Origin of the sequence: Synechococcus sp. J7-Johnson (assembly GCF_024345795.1) — a bacterium.
Classification (GTDB): domain Bacteria; phylum Cyanobacteriota; class Cyanobacteriia; order PCC-6307; family Cyanobiaceae; genus Regnicoccus_A.
Window position 1 is genome coordinate 20,647 of the sequence record NZ_JAGQBU010000023.1, and the last position, 23,252, is coordinate 43,898.

Sequence of the window (23,252 nt, forward strand, 5' to 3'; positions counted from 1 at the left end):
GCCACGACGGCCGGTGGCCCAGGAGATGGAGGCTGAATTGCACCAGGGACTGTGCAACCATCTGCAGATGGAATTGATGGCCAGTTATACTTATTTTTCAATAGCCGTGTGGTTCACCCAGAGAGAACTGAATGGGTTTGCTACGTATGCCAGGGCTGAATCCGACGGCGAGAGGGTCCACGCCGGTCTGTTCGTTGATTACCTGGTGGCCCGCTCCCAGCCGGTCGAGCTCTCTGACCTATCCCAACCCAGACAGACGTGGACGAATGTCGAAGACGTACTGATATCCGTCTTTGAGATGGAGGCAGAAGTAACGACATCGTTACAACAGCTTTACAGCTTGGCGGAGCGCTGCGGCGACTACCGCAGCTCCATCTTTCTTGACCCAATGATCAAGACTCAGGTGGATGCCGAGAGCGAAGTGGCACATCTGCTGGCCCAGGTTCGTCACTGCCACACCGACTTCGGCGCTCTGATGATCCTGGACCAATCCCTCAGCGCCGCTGCAGGACCCACAGCAGCCTGAGCGATCGTCTGTCTGAGCCGTCTTCTGCCCGAGGAATCGTCTTTTTCCAGAGGATCAGATCCTCTGGAAAAAGACGGCTGCAGTTCAGTCGCGGCCACAGCGGCAGCGACCGCCTTTCCAGTTGGAGCACTTCTTGGCTTTACAGCCTTTTCCGCTCGATTTGGCCGTGCTCATCACCGGGCAGGCCACTCGCTCGAGGCAGGGATCAATCCAGGGGCAAGTGTCGTTCACAGGATTCAGGGAGAAGGGAAAAATCCTGGATTCATCCAAGCGCCATTGGCCAAGGCTGGACGTCCAAGAACGACCGATCGATGTGATTAATGTTACTCAGGCCTGCAGACGGCGGTTTCCTCGGTCCCAGCCCAAGGAGCTTGGCGCGCTTGTCAAACCGGGCTGATCGGGGGATTCCTCCACCAGTTCCAGGCGCCCTTTGCCGACGTAAGACTCAGCGGCCGTATCCAGGGGCAGGTCCAGGCAGTAGCCAATCCCGTAGATCGTTTTGATGTGGGTTGGTCTGTGGCTGTCGCGTTCCAGCTTCCCGCGCAGATGGCGGATGTGGGTGCGGATGCATTCCACATCGTTTTCGGGTCCGTAGCCCCAGATCTCCCGCAGGAGCACCGCCCAGGGCACCACCTGACCGTGACGCTGCAGCAGGCAATGGAGCAGTTCGAATTCCGTGCGTGTCAGGCGTACCGGCGTTTCATGCCATAGGGCTTCGTACCGTTCCGGCACCAGGGTGAGTGGGCCGTAACTGAGCAGGTCCGGTGCCCGCACCAGTTGGGGTGTGGTGGCTCGCCCCCGAAGCAGTGCCTTGACCCTTGCCAGGAGTTCCTCAGGGGCGTAGGGCTTGATCAGGTAGTCGTCAGCACCGGAAGTAAAGCCCCGCACCTTGTCATCAATGCTGCTCAGGACCGTGAGCACCAGGATCGGGGTCCGACTGGTGCGTTGATCCCGCCGCAAGCGCTGCAGAATGGTGAGACCATCGATTCCCGGCAGCAACAGATCCATCACGATCAGCTGGGGATTGGCCTGCAAAGCCATGGCCTGGCCTCGATGACCATCCTCGGCCTCCGCCACCACGAAGCCAGCCTCCAGCAATTGAGCGGCCAGGCTTTCACGCCCGATCCGTTCATGGTCGATGAGGAGAACGAGAGCGGCCATCGCAGCGCATTACTCGTAATCGAATAAACCACAGAAGGCAGGGCCGACTGAAAGTCAGGCACAAGGGAGCTGGTGCGGCCATGCTGGTGCCGGTTTTATCGGGGCTGCTCCCGTCCATTGGCCCAGCCTTCTGCCAGTGTTGATCTGATCGCCTTTCTGCAGGCCCTCCCAGAAGGCCGCAAGCGCCGAGGGGTGCGTTATCCCCAGTGGCTGCTGCTGTTGATGGCGATTCTTGGCATCCTGAGCGGCTGCCGTAGCGCCCGTGATCTTGAGCGCTTTGCCAAACGGCATCACCAAGAATTCAGCGCAGCTCTGGATCTGGAGATGCCCAAGTCGCCCTGTGATTCCACCTTCCTCTACCTGTTTGAGCGGGTGGAGCTGGAGGAGCTCTTCGGGATGCTCAGGGAATGGATGCTTGCCCAGATCGCAGATCAGGAGAAGGATTTCGACCAGCTGATTTGTGATGGCAAGACCCTGCGGGGTTCTGCCGCACAGCTCGATGGCCCCGATAGCGCTACGCGCTTTGTCACCCAGGTCACGCTCTACGCCCGGGAGCTGGGTGTGGCGATCGCCCAAACATCATTCGACACCGGCGAATCCCATGAGCGCGCTGCACTCAAGGCCCTTCTCGGAACCCTGAAGCTGGAGGGTGTGCTGATCCAGGCGGATGCGCTGCACACCTCACCCGCGTTTTTCAACTCGCCGCCGAGCAGGGCGCCGACTTGCTCCTGACGGTCAAGAACAACCAGCGCCGGCTGTATCAGCAGATCCTCTCCCAGTTCCGCGGGCACCGGCACTTCCCAGTAAATATCAGCGATTTCGAGGCAAGCCATGGGCGTCAGGTGTGTTGGCAGCTCAGAGCCCGCAATGCCACAGACGCCATCCGTGAGCGCTGGGAAGGGGCCAGCTGGATCGTCGAGTTGGTGAGCACCGGCCGACGAGATGGAAAGCCATTTCGCCATGTGCACTTGTTCATCACCACCTTGCGCACCAGTCCAAAAGCGTTGCTGCGCCTGGTGCGGCAACGCTGGGCGATCGAAAACCAGTGGCACTGGCCGCGCGACACCCAGCTCGGCGAGGATGCGCACCGCTACACCCAACGCAACGGCGTACAGGTACTGGCCCTGCTGCGCACCTTGGCCCTCAACCTCCTGCGCAGCAATGGCTTTCGCTCAATCCGCGCTGGCCTGATGGCCGTGGCGCATGACATCAACCAAATGCTCGGCTGGGTTGGTGTCAAATCCGCACAGACGGGATGAATTGACTTTCAGTCAGCCCTGCCACAGAAGGTGATCAATGTTGCCGCTGTCTGCATCCACTGACAGCTTTGTGATCATTTCCCTCTGGCCGCGCTCATCCGGCCTTGCTCACTGGGGCATCGTCACGAACTCCTCGGCGACGGTGGGATGGAGGGCCATGGTGCGATCGAAATCGGCCTTGGTAGCCCCCATGCCGATTGCGATCGCCGCCATCTGGATAATCTCTGCAGCGTGGTCGCCCACCATGTGGCAGCCCAGCACCCGGTCTGAGGCCACCTCCACTACCAGCTTCAGCAAGCAGCGAGGACCGCGCCGAGGCAGGGCCTGGGCCATGGAGCGAAAGCGGGCCCGATGGAGGCGAATCCCTTCGGATCCGAAGCGGGCTATGGCCTCTTCCTCACTCAAGCCCACCGTGGCCAGCTCCGGTTGGCTGAACACGGCACTGGCAACCAGGTCGTGGTCCACCTGTCGGGCTCGTCCTCCATAGACGCTGTCGGCAAACGCACGGCCTTCATCCACCGCCACCGGAGTCAGGTTGATGCGGTCGGTGACATCCCCAACCGCGAAGATGTGAGGGACGTTGGTGCGTTGAGCCGCATCCACCGGGATACGGCCGCCGTCCACCTTCACTCCCGCCGCCGCCAGATTCAGGCCGGACAGAAAGGGTTGGCGGCCCGTGGCCAGTAGTACACCGCCACAGGGCTCCGCTCGTCCCTGGCAGGTGGTTGCGATCAGCTCACCGGCCTTGCCGGTGATTGCGGTCAGGGTCTGGGCGAAGTGGATGGTGATGCCGTCGGCTTCCATACCCTCGTGTACGGCGGCACTCAGTTCCCGGTCGAAGCCCCGCAGCAGGTGATCACCGCGCACGAACTGATCCACCTCCACCCCAAGACCGCGCAGGATGCAGGCGAATTCGCAGGCGATGAAGCCGCCGCCCACGATCAGCACCCGCTGGGGCAGACCCTCCAGCAGAAACATGTCATCACTCACCCAGCCCAGCTCAGCCCCAGGAATCGAGGGGCGGTGCGGGCGCCCCCCCGTGGCGATCAGCAGGCGTTCACCGCGCAGGAGGCGCCGGCTTCCATCAGAGCTGCCATCCGAGCTGCCACCGCGGCCGACCACTTCAAGGTGATGGGCATCGAGAAAGCGCCCCCAGCCCGTCACCAGCTCAACCCCTGCGCGCTGGAGAAAGCCGATGTGCAATCCATTCAGGCGATCCACCTCCGCACGCACCGCCGCCAGCAGCTGGGAGGGATCGCAGTGGGTCGGTCCCACGCTCCAGCCATAGCTGGCCGCATCGGCCAGCAGGTGCTGATAGGCCGATCCATAGACCAGCAGCTTCTTGGGCACGCAGCCGCGGATCACGCAGGTCCCCCCGACCCGGTCCCCCTCGACCACGGCAACTCTGGCCCCATGGCTGGCGGCGCGTTTGGCGGCGGCCAGCCCCCCGGATCCGGCCCCGATCACCACCAGGTCGAAGCGGTCGTGAGCAGCGATCGAGCTGGCTTCTGGGCGGGCTGCCGGATCTACGATGGTGGTCACAGAGAGAGCTGGTGCACTGCTGCCAGGATGGCCGGTCGGTTGCCATCCAGTCTTCACAGCCGCTGAGAAGGTGGCAAGCTTGTAGCGAAGAATCAGGCGGGCAGTCCGTCACCATCCGCGATGTTCAACGCCACACGGTTGATGATCGCCGACGTGCAGCAACGTCTGGTCGCCACTTACCGATCCTCCTATGGCACGCTCAAGCGTGAATACGAGGAGATCATTTCCTGGGCGGCTTCCATGGCCCTGGAAAACATCGCCACGGGTGATGCTCTCTATCACGACGTCGAGCACACGATCCTGGTTACCCTGGTGGGCCAGCACATCCTTTATGGAAAGCATCTGAGAGAAGGTGGCATCACACCGGACGACTGGCTGCATTTCACAATTTCACACCTCTGCCACGACATTGGTTACATCAAGGGTGTCTGCCGTGACGACACTGATGGCCATTACGCCACAGGCGTCAACGGTGAATCAGTGAGGCTCAAGGAAGGCGCCACCTGCGCAGCGCTTACGCCGTACCACATAGATCGCGGCAAGCTGTTCATCGACGAGCGCTTCGGCGGCCACGGTCTGATCGATGCCGAGACGATCAAGAGCAACATCGAACTCACCCGCTTTCCAGTTCCAGCCTCCACCGATCACCAGTGCACCACCCACATGCCCGGCCTGGTGCGTGCTTCTGATTTGATTGGTCAGCTGAGCGATCCCCGCTACCTCAACAAGATTCCGGCCCTGTTCTGGGAATTCGAGGAAACGGGAGTGAACAAGGCCTTGGGCTGCGAAAACCCCGGCCAGCTGCTCAAGGCCTATCCAACCTTCTACTGGGGCCAGGTGTTCCCCTACATCAAGAATGCGATTCCATATCTAGAGCTTACTCAGGCCGGCAAAGAGATTCTTGCCAATCTCTACGGCAACATTTTCATGGTGGAACATGAACTGCTGGTGCTTCCCTGAGCGGCCTGCAGGTCGTAGATCACACCTGGCACTGGATCGATCAAGCGGGAGCCGGCCGCCATCACCCCAGCCGCTTCCTCCATGCTCCCCTTCTGCCAGAGGATCCGGGTCAGGAGTCCTTCGTAATTCACATCACCGCCACTGGTGCTGGCCAGGACGACCCTGGGCTGGAAGCGCTCCAGGAGCTGGGGCAGCACCTGCTTCCCCTTGACGAAGGCTCCCACCAGAGGCAGGCCCAGATCGAGTACCGGGGTGATCACCGCATCAATCGGCTGGGACGGGAGGTCAGCCGAAAGAAAGCCATGGGGTTCCACATAAAGGCTGCCGGCGGGATGCTGCAGAAGGTACCCGTTCTCCACCTGGGGCACAGGGGCCCCGGAACTGGCGGTGATCGTCAGCTCGCCGTACTGAAACTTTTCCCCGGGAACGAGGGCCTTGACCGCCTGGAAGCCCAGTTGGGACGCCTTGGCGGCAGCTCCGGCCGAGCCCACCACCTGCAGGCTGGGATCCAGCAACGCCATGGTCGCTGGATGGCAGTGGTCGGGGAGCCCCTGGGTCAGCAACAGCAGATCCAGCCCATCGGGGACCGGCCAGGCCTGGTTGAGCTCGGCCCGGAAGAACCAAGGGCCGGGAGGAAATTCAAGTGGTCCCGTCAACCAGGGATCGAGCAGGATGCGGCAGCCGTCGAAATCAAGCAGCCAGCCGTTGGCGCCGAAGTAGGTGGCCTGGAATGCCATGGCGCCAGAGCTCGAAAACTGGTGTGGTCTTCGAACTTAGGCAGCGCTGAGGCGCCAACGTGACTGGCTTTCGCCAATGCACAGCCGGAAGAGCAGCACCCCCAGGGCGCCGCCACGCACCAGGCTGATAACGGCCAGGGCAACGCAGAGCGGGCAGTGGGCAAGACCCATAAACAGCAGTCGCAATGCCAACGGATTCGTGGCCCCAGCCTGACAGCCCTGATGCGCCCTTGGGGGCGGGCTGCTGGAATACAGGGTCAAGCAACATTTCCACCCGGGACCAGGCAGGCACGTGCTGCGGCTGAGCGAACTCAAGCTTCCCCTTGATCACACCGACGACGACCTGCGCCAGGCAGTGCTGAAGCGGCTTGGGCTTCCAGCCCAGAGCCTGCGTGGTCTGAAGCTGGTCAGGCGCAGCGTCGATGCCCGCAACAAGGACGCCATCCGCTTCAGCTACAGCCTCGATCTGGAGGTGGCCGATGCCAAGGCCCTGCTGCAGCGCTGGCGGAAGGACCCCCATCTGCGCCCGGCCCCCGACACCACCTACCGGTTCCCGGCTCGCCTGGAGCCAGGGGCCTCAGAGCGGCCCGAGCGCCCGATCGTGATCGGGGCAGGACCCTGTGGCTATTTCGCCGCGCTTGTGCTTGCCCAGATGGGGCTGCGGCCCCTGCTGCTGGAGCGGGGCAAATCGATCAAGGAACGCACGGCCGACACCTTCGGCTTCTGGCGGGGCCAGCGGCCCTTCGACCCTGATTCAAATGTGCAATTCGGCGAGGGTGGAGCCGGCACCTTCTCTGACGGCAAGCTCTACAGCCAGGTGCGCGACCCCCGTCACCTGGGGCGAAAAGTGCTGCTGGAACTTGTGGCCTGCGGTGCCAATCCCGAGATTCTGACGCTGCACCACCCCCACATCGGCACCTTCAAGCTGGCCACGGTGGTACGCGGACTGCGCAGCCGCATCGAGGCCCTTGGAGGGGAAATCCGCTTCCAGAGCGAGGTGGTGTGCCTCGAGACCGAAGCGGCCCCAGGCGGACAACGGGTCTGTGGCGTTGTGCTCGCCGATGGCTCCTGTCTCGCGGCCCGTCATGTGGTGCTGGCGGTGGGCCACAGCGCCCGCGATACCTTTGCCAGCCTGCACAGAGGCGGGGTGCGAATGGAGCCCAAACCCTTCTCGATCGGAGTGCGCCTCGAGCATCCCCAGGCGTTGATCGATGCGGCCCGCTGGGGGCCCTGCGCGGGCCACCCGCGACTGGGCGCAGCCGAATACAAGCTCGTCCATCATCTGGGCGATGGCCGCAGCGTCTACAGCTTCTGCATGTGCCCCGGCGGGTTGGTGGTGGCAGCCGCGTCTGAGCCCGGCCACCTGGTCACCAACGGCATGAGCCAACACTCCCGCAACGAGCGCAATGCCAACAGTGGCATCGTGGTCGGACTGGAGCTGGAAGATCTGCTCCCCTACGGCCAGGGACCAGAAGACCCCCTGGCCGGAGTTGCCTTCCAGCGTCACTGGGAAGCGAAAGCTTTTGCCCTCGGCGGCAGCAGCTATCGGGCGCCCGTCCAGCGGCTCGACGATTTTCTGGCGGGCCGTGGGGTCAGTCGCCCGCCAGGCTCGATCCAGCCCTCCTACGCCCCCGGCACCACCCCCGCTGATCTGAGCGCCTGCCTGCCGGAGTTCGCCGTCGTCGCTCTGCGGGAGGCGATCCCAGCCTTCGAGCGCAGCATTCCCGGCTACGCCATGGCCGAAGCCCTGCTTACCGGGGTCGAAACGCGTACCTCCTCGCCGGTGCGGATCCTGAGGGGGCCTGACCTGCAGAGCCTGAACACCCGCGGCCTATACCCAGCCGGGGAGGGCGCCGGTTATGCCGGTGGCATCCTCTCCGCCGGCATCGATGGCATTCGGGTGGCAGAAGCGGTGGCCTGCAGTCTGCTGGGGGTGCAGGGTCCTAAACAGGCATGACTCGAATCCAGCCAAGGTTCAGGCCTGGGCGACGATGCCGCTCCACTGCACAGCTTTGACCTGATCGCGGCGCCAGGAGTGAAACAGCTGCGGCTCAGCCACCGTGCACAGGGGGCAGAGCCGCAGCTGCTCAGGGCCAAGTCCGGCGTTGAGCAACTGGGCCCTGGCGGCCAGGCGGATGTCGAGACGGTACCGATTCCCAGGCGAGGCGGGCGAAGACTCGGGTTTGAGTGCCCCTGCCTCTACCAGGATCGCTGCCGGATCCTCACCAGGGCCGCAGCAGGCGCTGCCCACCTGCAGGGCCACATCCAACTCCACCTGGTAGGCCTCACCGCTCACGGCAGGCCCCAGGGCCACCAGCAGATCGCTGCGATTGCTGCCCGAGCGCTCCAGGGTTTCGATTGCTGCCGGCAGGATGCCGGTGGCCACCCCGCGCCAGCCGGCATGACAGGCCGACACCGAGCCCCTGGCCCGATCTGCGATCAGCACGGGGGTGCAGTCGGCGCCGCAGGCCCAGAGCGACTGGCCCCCAGCATCGCTGACCAGCCCATCGCCCTCCGGCCAGGGTTCAGCTGCCGCTTCGCTGGCGGCCAGCACCCGGGAACTATGGATCTGGCGGGTGCGGTGAACCGAAACACCGGCACTGATGGCGGCCGCCAGCTCCTGGGGGCCGCGCCCACTCCACTGGCGTGTGAAGAAGCCGTGCTCAAACTCCTGCAGCAGGTCGCACTGGAGAAAGTAGCCGCCATAGGTACCCACCCAGGTCCAGCCGTCCAGAGCATTGAAGCCCCCATCGGGGCGATCGAAAGGGGGGTCGACGGCTTCAGCCACGGGAGATCGGTCTCAGAAGTCGGGCATGTCGCGCATGAGCCAGAAGCCATCGAAACGCCCTGAGTCCACATCGCTCTGAACGGCGATGAACTGCAGACCTGCTGCGGCATCGCGAGCCGCTGTGAAAGCTTCGGCCACCTCCTTCGCCTCCTTCTCAGCCAGGACCGCGAGCCTCCAGCGGTCTTCCAGGCCCGCTTCAAGCACCAGTTTGTTTGCTTCCATCTCCAGACGGGCAGGCTCAAGTCCCGCGAACCAGCCGGCGATGGCCAGGGAGCGGCTGCGGCTGAACAGGCGCAGGCCCGGGACCACCAGTTCATCGGGAAGATCTGCGGGTATGGGAAACAACCCTCCGAAGCCGATCTCCCACTCGGAGGCTTCGCGAAGGGCACCGAGGGGCAGGGAAGCCCATGCCCACGAATCCCCCCTGGCCGCCTCCGGCAGGGGCAGGGGGGGCGAACGCATCGGCAGGGGAGGCGGTGCCAGGGGGCCTGCCATGTACCCCTCCTCGGCGGGATAAACGTCGCGCTCCCGTTCACTTAGCCATTCGGCCAGGGCATAACAGCGCCGGCTTGGAATGACCTCAAGGCCAATGGACTCGGCGGCACGCTGCACCATGGTGCGCATCGTGGCCCGCCAGCAGCGCAGCCGCCGCGGGGTCCCCAGTCCCTGCTCAGCTGCCGCCGCCAGCGCTTCGTTGAGCGCTCCCTGGAGCCATACCGAATTAACCGTGTTGGCCGGACAGTTCTTCGCCCAGCGAAAGCGGGGCTGGTTGCCATCAGTGGCGGGCGTAGCCGTGATCAGCAGATCCCAGCGCTTCTTACCGCCAGGATCAAGCACTGGACGGGAAAAGAAATCCACCTCCCAGTCGGGGGTGTGCTGGACGCCGGGCACTGCAGGGGCGGCCTGACTCATCCTGCCTCCTGCTCCTGTTGACTCATCGACAGGCGTGCCCGATTGGCCCGGTCCTCAGCCTCGGCCATGACCGTGTCCTTGGCCGTGAGCAGCTCGCCGGGCTGGGTCTCGAGCAGGGCAGTGTTGAGGGCGATCCGCCCCCGGGACGAATCGATCTGGGTGACCAGTGCCTTGAGCCGCTCCCCCTGGCTGAAGACCTCCCGGATGTCGCGCAGATGAACGCCAGTGATGGACGACTGGTGCAGCAGACCACTGACCCCACCGAGATCCACGAAGAAGCCATAGGGCTTGACCGACACCACCTGACCATCCACCAGTTGACCCACCTCCAGCTCCGCCAGCAATGAGGCACTGGCGGCCCGCTTCTCGGAGAGCACCAGCTTGCGGGTATCGGCATTCACCTCCAGGAAGGCCACGGCAAAAGAAGTGCCGACCAGCTGCTCGTGGTTCTCTCCGTTCTGCAGCTGGGAGCGGGGAATGAACCCCCTCAGTCCCTCCAGGTCGCAGGTGACGCCGCCCCGGTTGAAGCCGGTCACCTTCACCTGAACCACCTTGCCGGCGGCCTCCAGTTGCTTCAACTTCTCCCAGCTCTGGCGCAGGGCCAGGGCCCGGGCGCTGATCGTGACCATGCCATCGGCGTTCTGCTCGCGGGTGACCAGCACCTCAACGGGCTGACCCTTTGGAAAGCGTTCCTTGAGATTGCCGATAACCCCGAGACCGGCTTCGGCCTTGGGCATGAAGCCCGGCGCTTTGCCGCCGATGTCGATGTAGACACCATCGCTTTCAGCGCTGATCACCGTGCCGGTGACCACATCACCGGTGGCGCCCACAGGCTCGTTCTCATCGAGCGCGGCGAGAAAGGCGTCCTCATCGAAGTCGAAATCATCGACTGTGCGGGTTGGCCGGGATGTGGTGGCGCCTGAACTGGCGCCACCGGCAGAGCGGCTGGAGCGGCCCTGACGGGACGGACCATCAGGCGCCCCCATCAGGTCGGCCATGGTCATGCCTTCGAGGCTCGCGGTCTCGAAGCGGTCGTCATCACTGGCCAGCTCTCCTCCAGCCTGGGGAGCTGAAGCCGGCCGGGGTGGGGCCGCAGTCGAGGCACCCTGCGGTGCTTTCACTCCAGCCTGTTCTGCGTTGGACTCCGCCGGTGTCTTGTCATCTTCCTCATCTTTACGGCTCAGATACATGAGCTGGGGAGGCTTGCGCAACGGCGGCTCCGCCTGGGAAGAAGGCACCGGCTTGGAGCGGGGGCCTGCGGGAGGAACGGGACGCTGCGATCCAGCCATGGCCCAGTGTGATCTGACAGCATCACACTGTAAGGATCGGCCCTTGGAGAGGATGGGAGTACCTGCCAAGCACGCCCTGGAAGGTCTCAGTTGGATGACGGCCCAGGAGGCGGCCGCTCGACCGGGCAGCACCGTGATCTGGCCGTTCGGAGCTGTGGAGCAACACGGCCCGCACCTGCCGCTGGGCACCGACGCGATCTTTGCCGAACGGGTGCTGCAGGCCGTACTCGAACAGTTGCCGGCTGAGCTGCCGATCTGGCGGCTGCCTCTGTTCCAGCTGGGCTTTTCCCCCGAACATGGAGCCTTCCCAGGCACTCTCAGCCTCCCAGCGGAGGTGATGCTCCAGGTGGTGATGGCCGTCGGGGGCGACCTCGCCCGGGCCGGGTTTCAGCGCCTGGTGCTCTTCAACGCCCACGGCGGCCAGATCGCCCTGTTGCAGGTGGCGGCGCGGCAGCTGCGGGCTGCCCATCCCCGCCTGGCCGTGATGCCTTGCTTCCTCTGGAGCGGTCCGCCAGGGGTGGCGGCACTGCTGCCCGAGCCGGAACGCAGCGAGGGATTGCATGCAGCACTGGCCGAAACGAGCCTGATGCTGCATCTGGCCCCGGAACTGGTAGGGCATGAACGGCCCCGGGAGGGTCAACCCGATCCGGCCCCGCCAGCGGGCTGGAGCCTTGAGGGCGCTGTCCCCACCGCTTGGCTGACAGCCGATCTCTCCGCCAGCGGGGTAGTGGGAGATGCCCGTGGCGCCGACGGAGCCCTAGGCGAAGCGCTGTACAGAGCCCTTGTTGAGGGCTGGGTCACGCTGCTCAAGGATCTGCTCACCAGTGACTGGCCACCGCACCCCTGAACCGATTCCGGCAGGCCTGGTTACAGTCGCTGACACTGATCCCCTTGCCGGCGACGCCATGTCCAGCCTCGAGAGCACCATCGCTGCAACTGCTCCCGCCACAGCCGCCGCCGTCACGGCTCTCGGCGCCAGCGCTGAGCAGGCTCTCGGATTGCCTGATTTCAGCAGCAGCATCTACAAGGACGCTTACAGCCGAATCAACGCAATTGTGATCGAAGGTGAGCAGGAAGCCCACGACAACTACATTTCGCTCGGCAGCCTGATCCCCGACCAGGCTGAAGAGCTTGCTCGGCTCGCCCGCATGGAGCTCAAGCATAAGAAGGGGTTCACGGCCTGCGCAAATAATCTGTCGGTCATTGCCGACATGGACTTCGCCAAGGAGTTCTTCTCACCCCTGCATGGCAATTTCCAGACGGCACTGGCCGAAGGCAAGGTGGTCACCTGTCTGCTGATCCAGGCCATCCTGATCGAAGCATTTGCCATCTCGGCCTACCACATCTACATCCCCGTTGCAGATCCCTTCGCCCGCAAGATCACCGAAGGTGTGGTCAAGGATGAATACACTCATCTCAACTACGGTCAGGAATGGCTGAAGGCCAACCTCGAGTCCTCCCGCGAAGAACTCGAGCAGGCCAACAGGGTCAACCTGCCACTGGTGCGCAAGATGCTGGAGCAGGTGGCCGGCGACGCCGCGGTGCTGCAGATGGACCAGGAGGATCTGATGGCCGACTTCATGACCTCTTACCAGGAAGCTCTCACCGACATCGGCTTCACCACAAGGGAGATCGCCCGCATGGCCACCGCCGCGCTGCTGGGCTGAAGCCTCTCGAGGAGCTCTTCCAGCCACTGGGTGAGCTCTTCCAGCTACTTCAGCCATGGCAGGATGTGTTGTCGGCCACAGCCGCATCCATCCGCCCCCCTCAACAGCTGCATGTTCGGTCTGATCGGCCACTCAACCAGCCTTGAGCAAGCTCGGAGCAAGGCCCTGGAGCTGGGTTTTCCCGAATACGCCGACGGTGACCTCGACCTGTGGTGTGTTGCTCCACCTCAGCTCGTGGAGACTTTCAGCGTCACCAGCCTCACTGGCAAAACCATTGAGGGTGCCTACATCGATTCGGTGTTCGTGCCTGAGATGCTCAGCCGGTTCAAGACAGCCCGGCGCAAAGTGCTCAGCGCGATGGAACTGGCCCAGAAGAGTGGGATTGACATCACTGCCCTGGGGGGATTCACCTCGATCATCTTCGAGAACTTCAACCTGCTCAAGAACCAGCAGATCCGAAGCACCGCTCTGGAGTGGGAGCGCTTCACCACCGGCAACACCCATACCGCCTGGGTTATTGCCCAACAGGTGGAAACGAACGCACCAGCTCTAGTCATCGACCTGAGCCTCGCCAAGGTGGCCGTGGTAGGGGCTACAGGCGACATTGGCAGTGCCGTCTGCCGCTGGCTCAGTCAGAAAACGGGTGTCGGTGAGCTGCTGCTGGTGGCACGCCAGCCCCAGCCTTTGCTTGATCTGCAGACCGAACTTGGCGGCGGCCGCATCCTCAGCCTTGAAGAGGCCCTGCCAGAAGCCGATGTGGTGGTGTGGGTGGCCAGCCTGCCGCAGAGCCTGAGCATCGATCCGGCCAGCCTCAAGTCACCCTGCCTGATGATTGATGGCGGCTATCCCAAGAATCTCGACAGCAAGGTGGCTGGCGCCAACGTGCACGTCATTAAGGGGGGCATCGTTGAGTTCTGGCAGGACATCGGCTGGCAGATGATGGAGATGGCAGAGATGGAAAATCCCAGGCGTCAGCTATTTGCCTGTTTCGCAGAAGCCATGCTGCTGGAGTTCGAGGGTATTCACACCAATTTCAGCTGGGGCCGCAACAACATCACCCTGGCGAACATGGAGCTGATCGGGGCCGCGTCTCTTCGTCATGGCTTCCGTTCGATCGGCCTGAATCAGGCTCAGCTCCCACAGCTCGCGGCTGTCTGAACGGTCATCACACATCAGCTGGCGATCCTCCCCATGAGCCAGCGCTGATTCCCCCAGAGCCATCCCCCTTCCCACGCCATGGCCCGCCGCCCACTGCTCGACTTCGAAAAACCATTGGTGGAACTGGAGGATCAGATTGATCAGATCCGCCAGCTGGCCAGGGATTCGGAAGTGGATGTCAGTCAGCAACTGCTGCAGCTGGAAACCCTGGCGGCCCGTCGCCGGGTGGAGATTTTTCAGTCCCTCACACCCGCTCAGAAGATCCAGGTGGCTCGCCACCCCCAGAGGCCGAGCACCCTGGATTACATCCAGGTGATCACCGATGAATGGTTTGAGCTCCACGGAGATCGCCGAGGCTCCGATGACCAGGCCCTGGTGGGCGGCATCGGCCGCATCGGTGAGCAGGGGGTTGTCCTGATCGGCCACCAGAAGGGCCGCGACACCAAGGAGAATGTGGCCAGAAACTTCGGCATGGCCTCCCCGGGTGGGTACCGCAAGGCTCTGCGCCTGATGGAGCATGCCGATCGCTTCCGCTTGCCGATCCTCTGCTTCATTGACACCCCTGGCGCCTACGCCGGCGTGCTCGCCGAAGAGCAGGGGCAGGGCGAGGCGATCGCTGTGAATCTGCGCGAGATGTTCCGCCTCCGGGTTCCGGTGATCGCCACAGTGATCGGTGAAGGTGGCTCCGGCGGCGCCCTTGGCATCGGTGTGGCCGACCGCCTGCTGATGTTTGAGCACAGCGTCTACACCGTGGCCAGTCCTGAAGCCTGCGCCTCGATCCTCTGGCGGGATGCGGCCCAGGCCCCGGCCGCCGCCGCCGCCCTGCGCATTACCGCTGACGATCTACTGCAGTTGGGGGTTGTCGACACAGTGTTGAGTGAACCCTCCGGCGGTAACCACTGGGCACCGCTCCAGGCTGCCGAGACCCTGCGTGTTGCCCTGGTTCAGGGCCTGCAAGAATTGGGTCAGCTCAGCGAAGCCGACCTGCTGGAGCAGCGTTATGCCAAGTTCCGGCGCATGGGCCGGATCCTGGATCCAGAGGCCACGGAATCCGGCGCTACCCCTTAAGGTTCGATTCGACACACGACCAGCTTGGCTTCCGTTTTGATCACTGGTGCCTCCAGGGGCATCGGAGCAGCTGCTGCCAGCCGCTTCGCGGCTGCAGGCTGGGATCTTCTGCTCCTGGCACGCTCCGGCGGTGATCTCGAAAGCGTCGCAGCCCCGCTTCGTGCCATCGGCCGACGAGTGGAATGGGTGACGGCGGATCTCACCGATTCCCAGAACCTCCCAGGCCATCTAAGTGATCTGCTGGGCCGCGGACTGCTGCCCACGGTGGTGATCAACAATGCCGGAGCCGCGTACACCGGTGAACTGGCCACGATGGATCTGGGCGCATGGCAATGGTTGCTTCAACTCAACCTCACCAGTGTCTTTCAGGTCTGTCAGGCGGTCCTGCCTGGATTACGTCAGCAAGAATCCAGCCTGATCATCAACGTGAGCAGCCATGCCGCCAGGAATGCGTTTCCCGAATGGGGGGCCTATTGCACTACCAAAGCGGCGCTGGAATCTTTCAGTCGCTGCCTCGCCGCCGAGGAACGCAGCCATGGCATTCGCGTCTCCACCCTCACTCTCGGCGCGGTCGACACCCCTCTCTGGGTGACGAAAACCGTCCACAGTTCCTTCGATCGCCGTGCCATGCTTGATGTTGATCAAGCCGCGGAAGCCTTGCTGTTCCTTGCCCAGCAGCCTCCGTCCCAGGTGGTGGAGGACCTGACCCTCATGCCCGCCTCTGGCGCTTTCTGAGTCTTTCATGACATCCACCATCCCCTCCACCACTCGCTCCAAGTCGATCACCCCCGACGTGGCACCAGGGCCCATCAGTGCCCGCATTCGCGAACGCCTGAACCAAGCTGGCGTGCCTCACTTCGCCAACGACAACATTGCTGATCATCTGCTCGAGGGCGAACTCGATCAGCTCGAGATCGAGGTGGCTGGGAAGGTCAGGGAGATGCTGCGAAGCCTCGTTATCGACATCGATAACGATCACAACACTGAGGAAACTGCCGAGCGCGTCGCTAGAATGTACCTCCACGAGGTTTTCAAGGGTCGTTATCATAAGCAACCGAAGATTGCCAGCTTTCCCAACGTCAAACATCTTGACGAGATCTATACTGTTGGGCCAATCAGCGTCCGCTCGGCCTGCTCCCACCACCTTGTACCGATCCTGGGCAACTGCTGGATCGGGATCAAGCCCGGCGATCGGGTCATCGGCCTTTCCAAGTTTGCCAGGGTGGCGGATTGGGTGTTTTCCCGTCCGCACATCCAGGAGGAAGCTGTGATGATCCTCGCTGATGAAATCGAACGTCTGTGCAAACCTCAGGGTTTGGCAATCCTGGTCAAGGCCCAGCACTACTGCATGAAGTGGCGTGGGGTCAAAGAACCCCAGACCAGCATGGTCAATTCAGTGGTACGGGGTGATTTCCGCCACGACCCCAGTCTCAAGCAGGAATTCTTTGAACTGGTGAAGCAACAGCAAGCGTTGCTCAGCACCTGAGTTCAGGTTTCCCTAGAAGCTGCTCCTTTCACCACCTGCACCAAAGTGCGCACCAGATCGAGATCTTTCTCGCCGGGAGCGCGTTCGACAGCACTGGATACATCCAGTCCGCAGGGGTTGAAATGTGCCAGCAAATCAGCGGCGTTGGCTGGCCCAACGCCACCGGCCAACCACCAGGGCAGGCATGGTTGGAAGCCCTCCAGCCAGGCAGTGGGGATCTGCCGACCGCTGCCTCCCAGTTGATCCGGAACCCAGGCGTCCAGCAGTACCGCTTCCACCGCGTCTCGATACTCCTCGACCCGGTCGAGATCCTCTGGCCTACGTACTCGCAGGGCTTTCCAGATCGTGCAGCCTGTTCTTGCGGCCAGCTCCCGGCAGCGAGCGGGGGACTCCTGCCCATGCAGTTGCAGCACCTGGTGGCCATGGGCGGGATCCATCTGCCCGATCAGCTCGTCACCTGGATCCGCCAGCACCAGCACCCCTCGGCAGTCTGGGCGGCCGGCGGCCATCGCCTGGAACAGCAGCAGTCGCTGATCCGGGGCCAGCCAGCGCGGGGAAGAGGGCACCGCAATCACCCCCACGGCATCCACGCCCAGCTCGGCCACCGCCTGGGCCTGGGCCGGTTGGCGCAGACCGCAGATCTTCAACAGGGGGGGAGTCAGCACAGGAAGGTCGGAGCCACTCTTTCTAGGATCGGATCAACACCGCCCAGGATCTGCCTGGGCATCGGCAGGAGGGAACCAGGTGGGTGAAGGTTGGCAGCTCCTCAAGATCGGCGGCATCCCGCTGCGCATCCACCCGAGTTGGTTCGTGATCCTGCTGCTCGCCACCCTGGGCTTTGAGCAGCAATACGGCATTCAGCTGGCGGGACAGGCCTCCAGTGCCAGCCTCTGGCTGCTGGCGCTGGGAACAGCGCTGCTGCTGTTTGTTTCTGTGCTGCTGCATGAGCTGGGCCACTCCCTGGTGGCCATCGCCCATGGGGTGAAAGTGCGCAGCATCACTCTGTTTCTGCTGGGCGGTGTGGCCAGTGTCGAGAAGGAATGCAGCACAGCGATGGCGGCCCTGCAGGTGGCTGCAGCCGGCCCCCTGGTCAGCCTGCTGCTGGCCGGTCTTTTTCTCGGTGGCAGCCATGCCGTGGCCCATGTCTCACCGTTGCTGGGTGAAATGGTCAGCCAGCTCGGCACCCTCAACCTGGTACTTGCCCTGTTCAACCTGCTCCCCGGCTTGCCGCTTGACGGTGGATTGATCGTCAAGGCGCTGGTCTGGCAGTGGACTGGCAGTCAACGGCGCGGCGTGCAGGTTGCTGCCGCCATGGGTCGCTTCCTCTCGCTGATGGCAGTGGGCATGGGCACCCTGCTGCTGCTGCGGGGAGGCGGGCTTGGGGCCTTCTGGCTGATCATGCTCGGGTGGTTCGGGCTGGGCGCTTCCAGAAACCAGATCCAGCTGCTGGCCCTGCAGAAGGCCCTCAAGGACCTCAAGGTCAGTGAGGCCTCCCGTCGCCGGTTTCGGGTCCTGGAGGGCGATGCGCCGCTACGCGAGCTTTCTCGGATGCGGCGGGATGACAGCGATGGCAATCCCGACTGGGTTCTCGTCTGCGAGCGGGGGCGCTGGAAAGGGGTGATCGGCGATGACCCCCTGCAGAATCTGCCTGTTCAGCGCTGGGATCAGGAGCGGGTGCTGGACCACATTCAGCCCCTGAACACCCTCCCGAGCATCCAGCACGATGCGCCGCTCTGGCAGGCCGCCCTGCAGCTGGACGAGCCAGGCGTCGATCGACTGCTGGTGCTGGGTTCGGCGGGCCTGCCATCCGGCACCCTGGAGCGCCCGGAACTCTCTGAAGTGGTGCTGGCCCGCCTGGGGTTGCGGCTGCCGCCGCCATTGCTGGAGGCCGCCCGGCGCCAGGGCACTTACCCGCTTGGTCTGGCCCTGGCCCAGGTGGCCCGGGGGATCGCCGAGAGCGGCGAGGGTTGACCCTCATTTTCTTGCCGTTCCTCAAGAGAGACGAAACCTGAAGCGGCGGCGATCGACTGCCGCCCATTCCTCTGGCCTCAGTGGCTCAACCAACAGCGGTCCTCCCCCCAGATTCCTGATCGCCGCAAGCCGCAGCTGGCGCTCCAAAGCAGCCTCAGACAGCCCTGGAGCTGTTGCTGGAGCCTCAAGGGGCGAACCGAACAACTCCTGCCACAGGGCAGCCGGAGGGTCGACCAGCACGCTGCCGTGCTGCAGCAACTGGCGCTTGCGCCAGAGCTGGGCACTGCCCACCCGCTTCTGGCGATCGATGCCCACCAGATCAGCGGAGGTGCTGCTGGCGAAACAGTTGGAGGCCGGCGCCGTGGTCTCGTCCTGGCCAGGAATGAGCTCCAGCCCCAGGCGCGCCAAAGCCTGAGCCAGCCAGGCGGCTACCAAGACGTAGGCCTGCTGGCGCTGGCGGGGAGGATTGGGCCAGAGCAGGGCATAGGTGAGGCAGCCGGCATGGAGCACGGCGCCACCGCCGCTTGGCCGGCGCACCAGGGCCAGTCGGCCTTGTCGGGTCGCGCTTCTCCAGGCCGGGTCGATGGCCTTCTGGTGGTGGCCGAGCGACAAAGTCGGTGTGCTCCAGCTGTAAAGGCGCACGACTCCCTGCCCTGGCTTGAGCGGCAGCTGATCCAGCAGCCAGTCGTCGATGGCCATCTGCCAGTCGCCGCGCAGGCAGAGGGGTGGGATCCAGCGCCAGCTCGACGGGAAAGGGGTGTCAGCAGAGGATGCTGGTGCCACCGTACGGCCGCCACTCATTCCCGATCATGCTCAGCGATCTGCTGGTGCTGGTGCCCCTCGGTGTGGTGGCTGGGCTGCTCTCGGGTCTGCTGGGCATCGGCGGCGGTCTGGTGTTCGCACCGATGCTGCTAATGGTGGGCCTCGCGCCCCATCAGGCCTTGGCCACCAGCACCCTGGCGATCGTGCCCACCACACTGGGGGGAACCTGGGTGCATCTGCGCCAGGGTCGTGTGTTGCCTGCGATGGGCCTGACCATCGGCCTGAGTGCCGCCTTGAGCGGGCTGCTGTTCAGCCGACTGGGGGGACTGCTCAGCGGCTGGCAGCTGCTGGGCCTGCAGGCCCTGATGTACTTGACCCTGACTCTGACGATCTCTCCTCGCCAGGACCATGAGACGGAACCGTCTCCAGGCCCGGCGTTGCTGCCGGCTCTGGCACTGGTGGGCAGCGTCGCCGGGCTTGCCGGAGGGCTGCTGGGGGTGGGTGGCGGCCTGCTGATGGTTCCCCTCATGATCAGGTGCCTGCGATTGCCCGTGCGTGAGTCCATCCGCCTGAGCACCCTGGCCGTGTTGTGCTCCGCGTCGGCAGCGTCGGTGATCTTCCTGATCGGCGCGAAGGCCCAGGGGGACATTGCCCTCATCCTGGGGGGATCGGCCTCAGTGGCGGCCCGCTGGTCGGCGGCACGACTGGAGAGAGTTCCAGAGACCGTCCTGGTTCAGCTGCTGCGGGGGCTCACTGGCCTGTTGGCCCTCGACAGCGGCCGGCGGGCCTTCAGCCTGCTGATCGGCTGATCGGCTCCCAGAAGCTGGGATCGAGCTCGAAACCCAGCACCGCGGCCATCTGAGCGAGCCCCTGACGGCAATTCAGGCCTCGCTCATTGCTCCAGTGATCCAGCAGGAAGAAACGGTGGGTGATCCAGAGCTCGAGGCTCTCCGGCGCAAAACGGATCCCCTCATTGCGGCTGAAGCGATGGGGCAGAAGCATGGCGACGTGGCGGCAAAGCTGGCCGCTGCTGCGGTCGAGCACCAGCGGTAGCCAGGGGTTAAGCGCATCGGCCCTCAGACTCCACAGGCGCAGTTCAGGCAGTTCTGAGAGCTCGCGTGGATCGCCTGGCTGAAGGGGCCAGTCAAAGTCGAGGCCCAAAGCTCCAGCACACGCGAGTAGATCAGCTGGAGCGCACGCGCCCCAGGGTTGAAGCGGCGAAAGATCAAGAGCGCGGACGCTCTCGGCGGAAACAGAAAGACTGGAAGGAGGTTGAGCCATCAAGAGCTGTGACAGCACGATGCCATCCTGTGACACCGGGCAGAAGGGAGCCGAACAATGGTGGCGACACCTGTACCCCTTCGTTGTCCATGGTCACAACACTCACCCAGGCAGAGGTTCTGATCGCCCTGGTGGTCGCCGCACATGCCGGCGTTCTGGCGATTCGTCTCTGCGTCAGCCTTTACCGGGCCTGAATCGAGGGCTCGCCCTTGGCATGTATGGCCTGAACTGCTAGAAGCGGGCAAGATCTTCTCCTTCCCCCCCCTTGTCCGCCGCGCAGCAGCTCAGGCCCGTATCCGCCCCGAAGCGTCAGACGGCATCCGGGCGACGGCCAGCATCCCGGCCCGCCGCCGCACTACCCGTCAGTGCAGCGACTGTGGTTTCAATTCACCAGGGATCGATCGATCGGCAGGAATTGCTTTGCAGCGTGATTGGCCTCAGCGTCAAGCTGGGTGTGACTCTCTTGGCGGGCCTCAGCCTGGTCCATTTAGCTGCTGCCTACCAGCAGCGGTTAAACCAGCATGATGAACTGAGTGCAATCCTTCAGATCGAGAAAGCCAAATTACAGAAGGCTCAGAAGCGTTTCGATCAACTCTTCGTCACCACTGGTGAGCAACAGTTGATCCGCGAACAGGATCAGTGGATCGCTCCCAACCGACTGCGGGTTGTCTGGAATGAACCAGCCGAAGCCAGGCCTGGCACGGCCGCGTCCGGCAGACCCTTGATCAGCACCCAACCACTGCCGGCCCAGGTTCAGCGCTGAGCTCAGCTGTTCATACCAAGTTGTTGACGCCTGTGCTGATGATGTTGACACTCAATCCTCTGCCGAAGGCCCAGGCGAAGCGGTGGCGCCATGGTGGCTGTGGAGTGCTGGGCCGATCGCTGCCGCATGGATATGGGCGGAGTATGCGGCGGGTTATGGGTGCAACCGGCAGCGCCGGGCGATGTGGATGTGGTCGGGGGATGGGGCCATCACGTCTCGGCTCCATCAGCGAGGAACGCCTTCACCTTCCGTCCGTTAACGTGCGCGAAGTCCGGTCCCAGGGCGGTGGCGATCTGCTCCGGCAGCCAGTCGGGATGCTCCAGTGCCATGGCGGGCGCGTGCCAGGCGAATTCAGTGGCTGGAATTGTTCGTTGTGATAACGAAGGGGGGTTTCTGCCACTTTCCTTATCTCCACCGAATGACCGGCAGAAACGGCAGAAAGTGCAGAAACCCCGGGCCCCTACAGGACACTGATCTGAACCTTTCCGGCCCTCAGGCGCGAGGGAGGTTTCTGCCGTTTTTGCCGTTTCTGCCGATGGTTCGTTGGCCCCCGTGCGTGCGTGCGCGAGGCGATGCGGCAGAAACCGGCCAGAACTCGTAGGCGGGCCTCCCTCCAACCCGCTTGGACTGAAGGGGCTGGACGCTGCCGAGGAGTCCCCTCCGCTCCAGCTGCTAAAGGGTCTTGAGCGCCGTGATGGCGGGATCCTTCCCTGTTAGCGCGAGGCCCTCCACCACGTCGGCGGCCGCGGTGCGCTCCATCCGGTCTTCCCACCGCTCGCGCACCAGGTCGAGGGTGTCGGCCTGGCGATCGTTCAGACCCTTACGGCCGTCGGCGGCGTCCTGCTCCTTCTCCAGCATCTCGGCGGTGCCGTGGTAGTTCCATGTGCCCTCATCCCTTTGGATCACCAACGCCTGCGGTGCGCCTCCCCTGCCTTCGGTGGTGAGCAGCTTGCGCGGGTCGTTGTGGCTGGCGGAAGCGGGGGCGAGCTTGATTGTCTGGGAGACGCCACCGCAGGCACGGCGGTGGATCCTCTGGATGCCTGGGAAGCGCCTTCCCCTGCCCTACCCTTTCCGGCGTAGTGGATCAGAACCACGGTGGCGCCGTGGGGTTCCACCTGCTGCATGAGGTGGTGGATCGGTTCCGCGATCTGCGGGGACTCCTCCTTGAGGCCCAAGGGGGCGACGCAGGCGGAGAGGGAGTCGATCACGATCAGCAGGCCGGGACGCTGCTGCGCATAGGCGGCGATCCGGTCGATTCCCTCGGGGTCCAGGTGAAGCGGGGCGCCGATACGGACCCTGCTCCCCTGCCGCTCCGCCAAGCCAGCTTGCACGAGCATCTGGCCTCAGTCGTTGCCCCCCTGATCGGTGCCGATCACCAGCACCTCAGGGCAGGGGCCATGCAGTGTGCGATCCAGGAATGCAGGCTCGTTGCGGTGGTGAGCAGCGATCCAGACCAGCAGCAGGGAGGTCTTCCCTTGCTTCGGGAGGGCGATCATCAGGTTCAGGCGGCCAAGCATTACGAGGCCATCCCAGAGCCATGGGGTTGGCGTCACATCAAGCCACTGGCCTGGCAAGACCGGCTGATCTGAGCCGGTTGTGGCGCGACGTGCAGCGGTGAGGAGCGCCTGCAGCTCCTGATCGCGAATCGTTAGGTCGAGGGCCTCGGCCTCTGCCCTGAGGATCGGCAACCGGCTGGCATAAGCAGTCTTGCTAGTGTGTTGTCCCGGAGATTTGCGAGCAAAGTCGCTGGAGCTTCTCCAGGATTGAATCCGCTGTGGCGGTCCAGTTGAACGGGGCCTTGGTCTTGTTGTAAGCCGCCACGAACTGCTCGATCCTGGCGATCAACCCCTTGACGCTGGAGAAACTGCCCCGGCGGATGGCCCGCTGGGTGATGATCCCAAACCAGCGCTCCACCTGGTTGA

The 23,252-nt window shown here is 63.8% G+C and carries 28 protein-coding genes and 1 pseudogene; 15 read left to right on the forward strand and 14 right to left on the reverse strand.

Annotated elements, in window-relative coordinates; all coding sequences use genetic code 11:
- Nucleotides 1-13 precede the first annotated feature (13 nt).
- Nucleotides 14-526: a ferritin gene (locus tag KBY93_RS11500; protein ID WP_255094547.1), complete on the forward strand. Its 513-nt coding sequence runs from the start codon at nt 14-16 to the stop codon at nt 524-526.
- Nucleotides 527-853: 327 nt separating this feature from the next.
- Here the strand turns inward: KBY93_RS11500 and KBY93_RS11505 are convergent, their stop codons facing one another.
- On the reverse strand, nt 854-1,687 hold the full coding sequence (locus tag KBY93_RS11505; RefSeq protein ID WP_255094548.1) for a response regulator transcription factor: 834 nt from the start codon (nt 1,685-1,687) through the stop codon (nt 854-856).
- Between the two features lie 117 nt (nt 1,688-1,804).
- On the opposite strand from KBY93_RS11505, the gene KBY93_RS11510 reads away from it, so the two are divergent.
- A complete protein-coding gene (locus KBY93_RS11510) occupies nt 1,805-2,419 on the forward strand; it encodes an ISAs1 family transposase (protein ID WP_255094549.1) in 615 nt (204 codons plus the stop codon).
- Nucleotides 2,410-2,946 (forward strand): ISAs1 family transposase, encoded by a 537-nt coding sequence (locus KBY93_RS11515; RefSeq protein WP_255094550.1) that lies wholly within the window; start codon nt 2,410-2,412, stop codon nt 2,944-2,946. The genes KBY93_RS11510 and KBY93_RS11515 overlap by 10 nt, the downstream gene beginning before the upstream one ends.
- Nucleotides 2,947-3,054: 108 nt before the next feature.
- Here KBY93_RS11515 and gorA read toward each other — a convergent pair whose 3' ends face one another.
- On the reverse strand, nt 3,055-4,479 hold the full coding sequence (gene gorA / locus KBY93_RS11520) for a glutathione-disulfide reductase (RefSeq protein ID WP_255094576.1): 1,425 nt from the start codon (nt 4,477-4,479) through the stop codon (nt 3,055-3,057).
- A gap of 129 nt (nt 4,480-4,608) precedes the next feature.
- On the opposite strand from gorA, the gene KBY93_RS11525 reads away from it, so the two are divergent.
- A complete protein-coding gene (locus KBY93_RS11525) occupies nt 4,609-5,448 on the forward strand; it encodes an Npun_R2479 family HD domain-containing metalloprotein (RefSeq protein ID WP_255094551.1) in 840 nt (279 codons plus the stop codon).
- On the opposite strand, the gene KBY93_RS11530 is transcribed toward KBY93_RS11525, so the two are convergent.
- Together KBY93_RS11530 and KBY93_RS11535 are read right to left on the reverse strand one after the other, a co-directional pair.
- A complete protein-coding gene (locus KBY93_RS11530) occupies nt 5,400-6,185 on the reverse strand; it encodes an MBL fold metallo-hydrolase (RefSeq protein WP_255094552.1) in 786 nt (261 codons plus the stop codon). The two genes, KBY93_RS11525 and KBY93_RS11530, sit on opposite strands and share 49 nt — an antisense overlap.
- A 36-nt stretch (nt 6,186-6,221) precedes the next feature.
- Nucleotides 6,222-6,377 (reverse strand): hypothetical protein, encoded by a 156-nt coding sequence (locus KBY93_RS11535; protein WP_255094553.1) that lies wholly within the window; start codon nt 6,375-6,377, stop codon nt 6,222-6,224.
- A 100-nt stretch (nt 6,378-6,477) separates the two neighbouring features.
- Here KBY93_RS11535 and KBY93_RS11540 point away from each other — a divergent pair, with 100 nt between their 5' ends.
- Nucleotides 6,478-8,142 carry an NAD(P)/FAD-dependent oxidoreductase gene (locus tag KBY93_RS11540; RefSeq protein ID WP_255094554.1) on the forward strand — a complete coding sequence of 555 codons (1,665 nt, stop codon included), beginning with the start codon at nt 6,478-6,480 and terminating at the stop codon, nt 8,140-8,142.
- 18 nt (nt 8,143-8,160) lie between these two features.
- On the opposite strand, the gene pgeF is transcribed toward KBY93_RS11540, so the two are convergent.
- The 3 genes from pgeF to KBY93_RS11555 are packed head-to-tail and all read right to left on the reverse strand — an operon-like array spanning nt 8,161 to nt 11,174.
- Nucleotides 8,161-8,973, reverse strand: a complete 813-nt coding sequence (pgeF, locus tag KBY93_RS11545) for a peptidoglycan editing factor PgeF (RefSeq protein ID WP_255094555.1) — start codon at nt 8,971-8,973, stop codon at nt 8,161-8,163.
- Between the two features lie 12 nt (nt 8,974-8,985).
- Nucleotides 8,986-9,885: a Tab2 family RNA-binding protein gene (locus tag KBY93_RS11550; protein ID WP_255094556.1), complete on the reverse strand. Its 900-nt coding sequence runs from the start codon at nt 9,883-9,885 to the stop codon at nt 8,986-8,988.
- Complete coding sequence (locus KBY93_RS11555; protein ID WP_255094557.1) at nt 9,882-11,174, reverse strand: S1 RNA-binding domain-containing protein; 1,293 nt, start codon at nt 11,172-11,174, stop codon at nt 9,882-9,884. The genes KBY93_RS11550 and KBY93_RS11555 overlap by 4 nt, the downstream gene beginning before the upstream one ends.
- Nucleotides 11,175-11,226: 52 nt before the next feature.
- Between KBY93_RS11555 and KBY93_RS11560 the strand changes: the two genes are divergently transcribed.
- The 6 genes from KBY93_RS11560 (at nt 11,227) to folE (ending at nt 16,553) form a co-directional block, all read left to right on the forward strand.
- Nucleotides 11,227-12,021, forward strand: a complete 795-nt coding sequence (locus KBY93_RS11560) for a creatininase family protein (protein ID WP_255094577.1) — start codon at nt 11,227-11,229, stop codon at nt 12,019-12,021.
- Nucleotides 12,022-12,079: 58 nt separating this feature from the next.
- Nucleotides 12,080-12,841 (forward strand): aldehyde oxygenase (deformylating), encoded by a 762-nt coding sequence (locus KBY93_RS11565; RefSeq protein ID WP_255094558.1) that lies wholly within the window; start codon nt 12,080-12,082, stop codon nt 12,839-12,841.
- A gap of 111 nt (nt 12,842-12,952) precedes the next feature.
- Nucleotides 12,953-13,999 carry a long-chain acyl-[acyl-carrier-protein] reductase gene (locus KBY93_RS11570; RefSeq protein ID WP_255094559.1) on the forward strand — a complete coding sequence of 349 codons (1,047 nt, stop codon included), beginning with the start codon at nt 12,953-12,955 and terminating at the stop codon, nt 13,997-13,999.
- A 78-nt stretch (nt 14,000-14,077) separates the two neighbouring features.
- Nucleotides 14,078-15,067: an acetyl-CoA carboxylase carboxyltransferase subunit alpha gene (locus KBY93_RS11575; RefSeq protein WP_255094560.1), complete on the forward strand. Its 990-nt coding sequence runs from the start codon at nt 14,078-14,080 to the stop codon at nt 15,065-15,067.
- 24 nt (nt 15,068-15,091) lie between these two features.
- On the forward strand, nt 15,092-15,802 hold the full coding sequence (locus KBY93_RS11580; RefSeq protein ID WP_255094561.1) for an SDR family oxidoreductase: 711 nt from the start codon (nt 15,092-15,094) through the stop codon (nt 15,800-15,802).
- Between the two features lie 7 nt (nt 15,803-15,809).
- A complete protein-coding gene (gene folE, locus KBY93_RS11585; RefSeq protein ID WP_255094563.1) occupies nt 15,810-16,553 on the forward strand; it encodes a GTP cyclohydrolase I in 744 nt (247 codons plus the stop codon).
- Nucleotides 16,554-16,555: 2 nt separating this feature from the next.
- Here the strand turns inward: folE and KBY93_RS11590 are convergent, their stop codons facing one another.
- Nucleotides 16,556-17,218, reverse strand: coding sequence for a phosphoribosylanthranilate isomerase (locus KBY93_RS11590; protein ID WP_255094564.1), 663 nt, complete (start codon nt 17,216-17,218; stop codon nt 16,556-16,558).
- 79 nt (nt 17,219-17,297) lie between these two features.
- Between KBY93_RS11590 and KBY93_RS11595 the strand changes: the two genes are divergently transcribed.
- The gene (locus KBY93_RS11595) at nt 17,298-18,524 is read left to right on the forward strand and encodes a site-2 protease family protein (protein WP_255094565.1); all 1,227 of its coding nucleotides are present in this window, start codon (nt 17,298-17,300) and stop codon (nt 18,522-18,524) included.
- A 21-nt stretch (nt 18,525-18,545) separates the two neighbouring features.
- Here the strand turns inward: KBY93_RS11595 and KBY93_RS11600 are convergent, their stop codons facing one another.
- Complete coding sequence (locus tag KBY93_RS11600; protein WP_255094566.1) at nt 18,546-19,307, reverse strand: lipoyl protein ligase domain-containing protein; 762 nt, start codon at nt 19,305-19,307, stop codon at nt 18,546-18,548.
- On the opposite strand from KBY93_RS11600, the gene KBY93_RS11605 reads away from it, so the two are divergent.
- On the forward strand, nt 19,295-20,095 hold the full coding sequence (locus tag KBY93_RS11605) for a sulfite exporter TauE/SafE family protein (protein ID WP_255094567.1): 801 nt from the start codon (nt 19,295-19,297) through the stop codon (nt 20,093-20,095). The two genes, KBY93_RS11600 and KBY93_RS11605, sit on opposite strands and share 13 nt — an antisense overlap.
- Here KBY93_RS11605 and KBY93_RS11610 read toward each other — a convergent pair.
- Nucleotides 20,076-20,567, reverse strand: a complete 492-nt coding sequence (locus KBY93_RS11610; protein WP_094554594.1) for a CRR6 family NdhI maturation factor — start codon at nt 20,565-20,567, stop codon at nt 20,076-20,078. The genes KBY93_RS11605 and KBY93_RS11610 overlap by 20 nt on opposite strands.
- Nucleotides 20,568-20,656: 89 nt before the next feature.
- Here KBY93_RS11610 and psaM point away from each other — a divergent pair, with 89 nt between their 5' ends.
- Both psaM and KBY93_RS11620 read left to right on the forward strand, forming a co-directional pair.
- Nucleotides 20,657-20,761, forward strand: coding sequence for a photosystem I reaction center subunit XII (psaM, locus tag KBY93_RS11615; RefSeq protein WP_094554455.1), 105 nt, complete (start codon nt 20,657-20,659; stop codon nt 20,759-20,761).
- A 269-nt stretch (nt 20,762-21,030) separates the two neighbouring features.
- Complete coding sequence (locus KBY93_RS11620; protein WP_255094569.1) at nt 21,031-21,330, forward strand: hypothetical protein; 300 nt, start codon at nt 21,031-21,033, stop codon at nt 21,328-21,330.
- A 672-nt stretch (nt 21,331-22,002) separates the two neighbouring features.
- On the opposite strand, the gene KBY93_RS11625 is transcribed toward KBY93_RS11620, so the two are convergent.
- The 4 genes and pseudogenes from KBY93_RS11625 to KBY93_RS11640 all read right to left on the reverse strand — a co-directional run.
- Nucleotides 22,003-22,239, reverse strand: a complete 237-nt coding sequence (locus KBY93_RS11625; RefSeq protein ID WP_255094570.1) for a hypothetical protein — start codon at nt 22,237-22,239, stop codon at nt 22,003-22,005.
- Complete coding sequence (locus KBY93_RS11630) at nt 22,233-22,667, reverse strand: helicase RepA family protein (protein WP_255094571.1); 435 nt, start codon at nt 22,665-22,667, stop codon at nt 22,233-22,235. Before KBY93_RS11630 ends, KBY93_RS11625 begins: the two co-directional genes overlap by 7 nt.
- Before the next feature lie 6 nt (nt 22,668-22,673).
- The gene (locus tag KBY93_RS11635; protein WP_255094572.1) at nt 22,674-23,018 is read right to left on the reverse strand and encodes an AAA family ATPase; all 345 of its coding nucleotides are present in this window, start codon (nt 23,016-23,018) and stop codon (nt 22,674-22,676) included.
- Nucleotides 23,019-23,040: 22 nt separating this feature from the next.
- Nucleotides 23,041-23,252, reverse strand: a pseudogene (locus KBY93_RS11640) (IS630 family transposase); the annotation flags it as partial.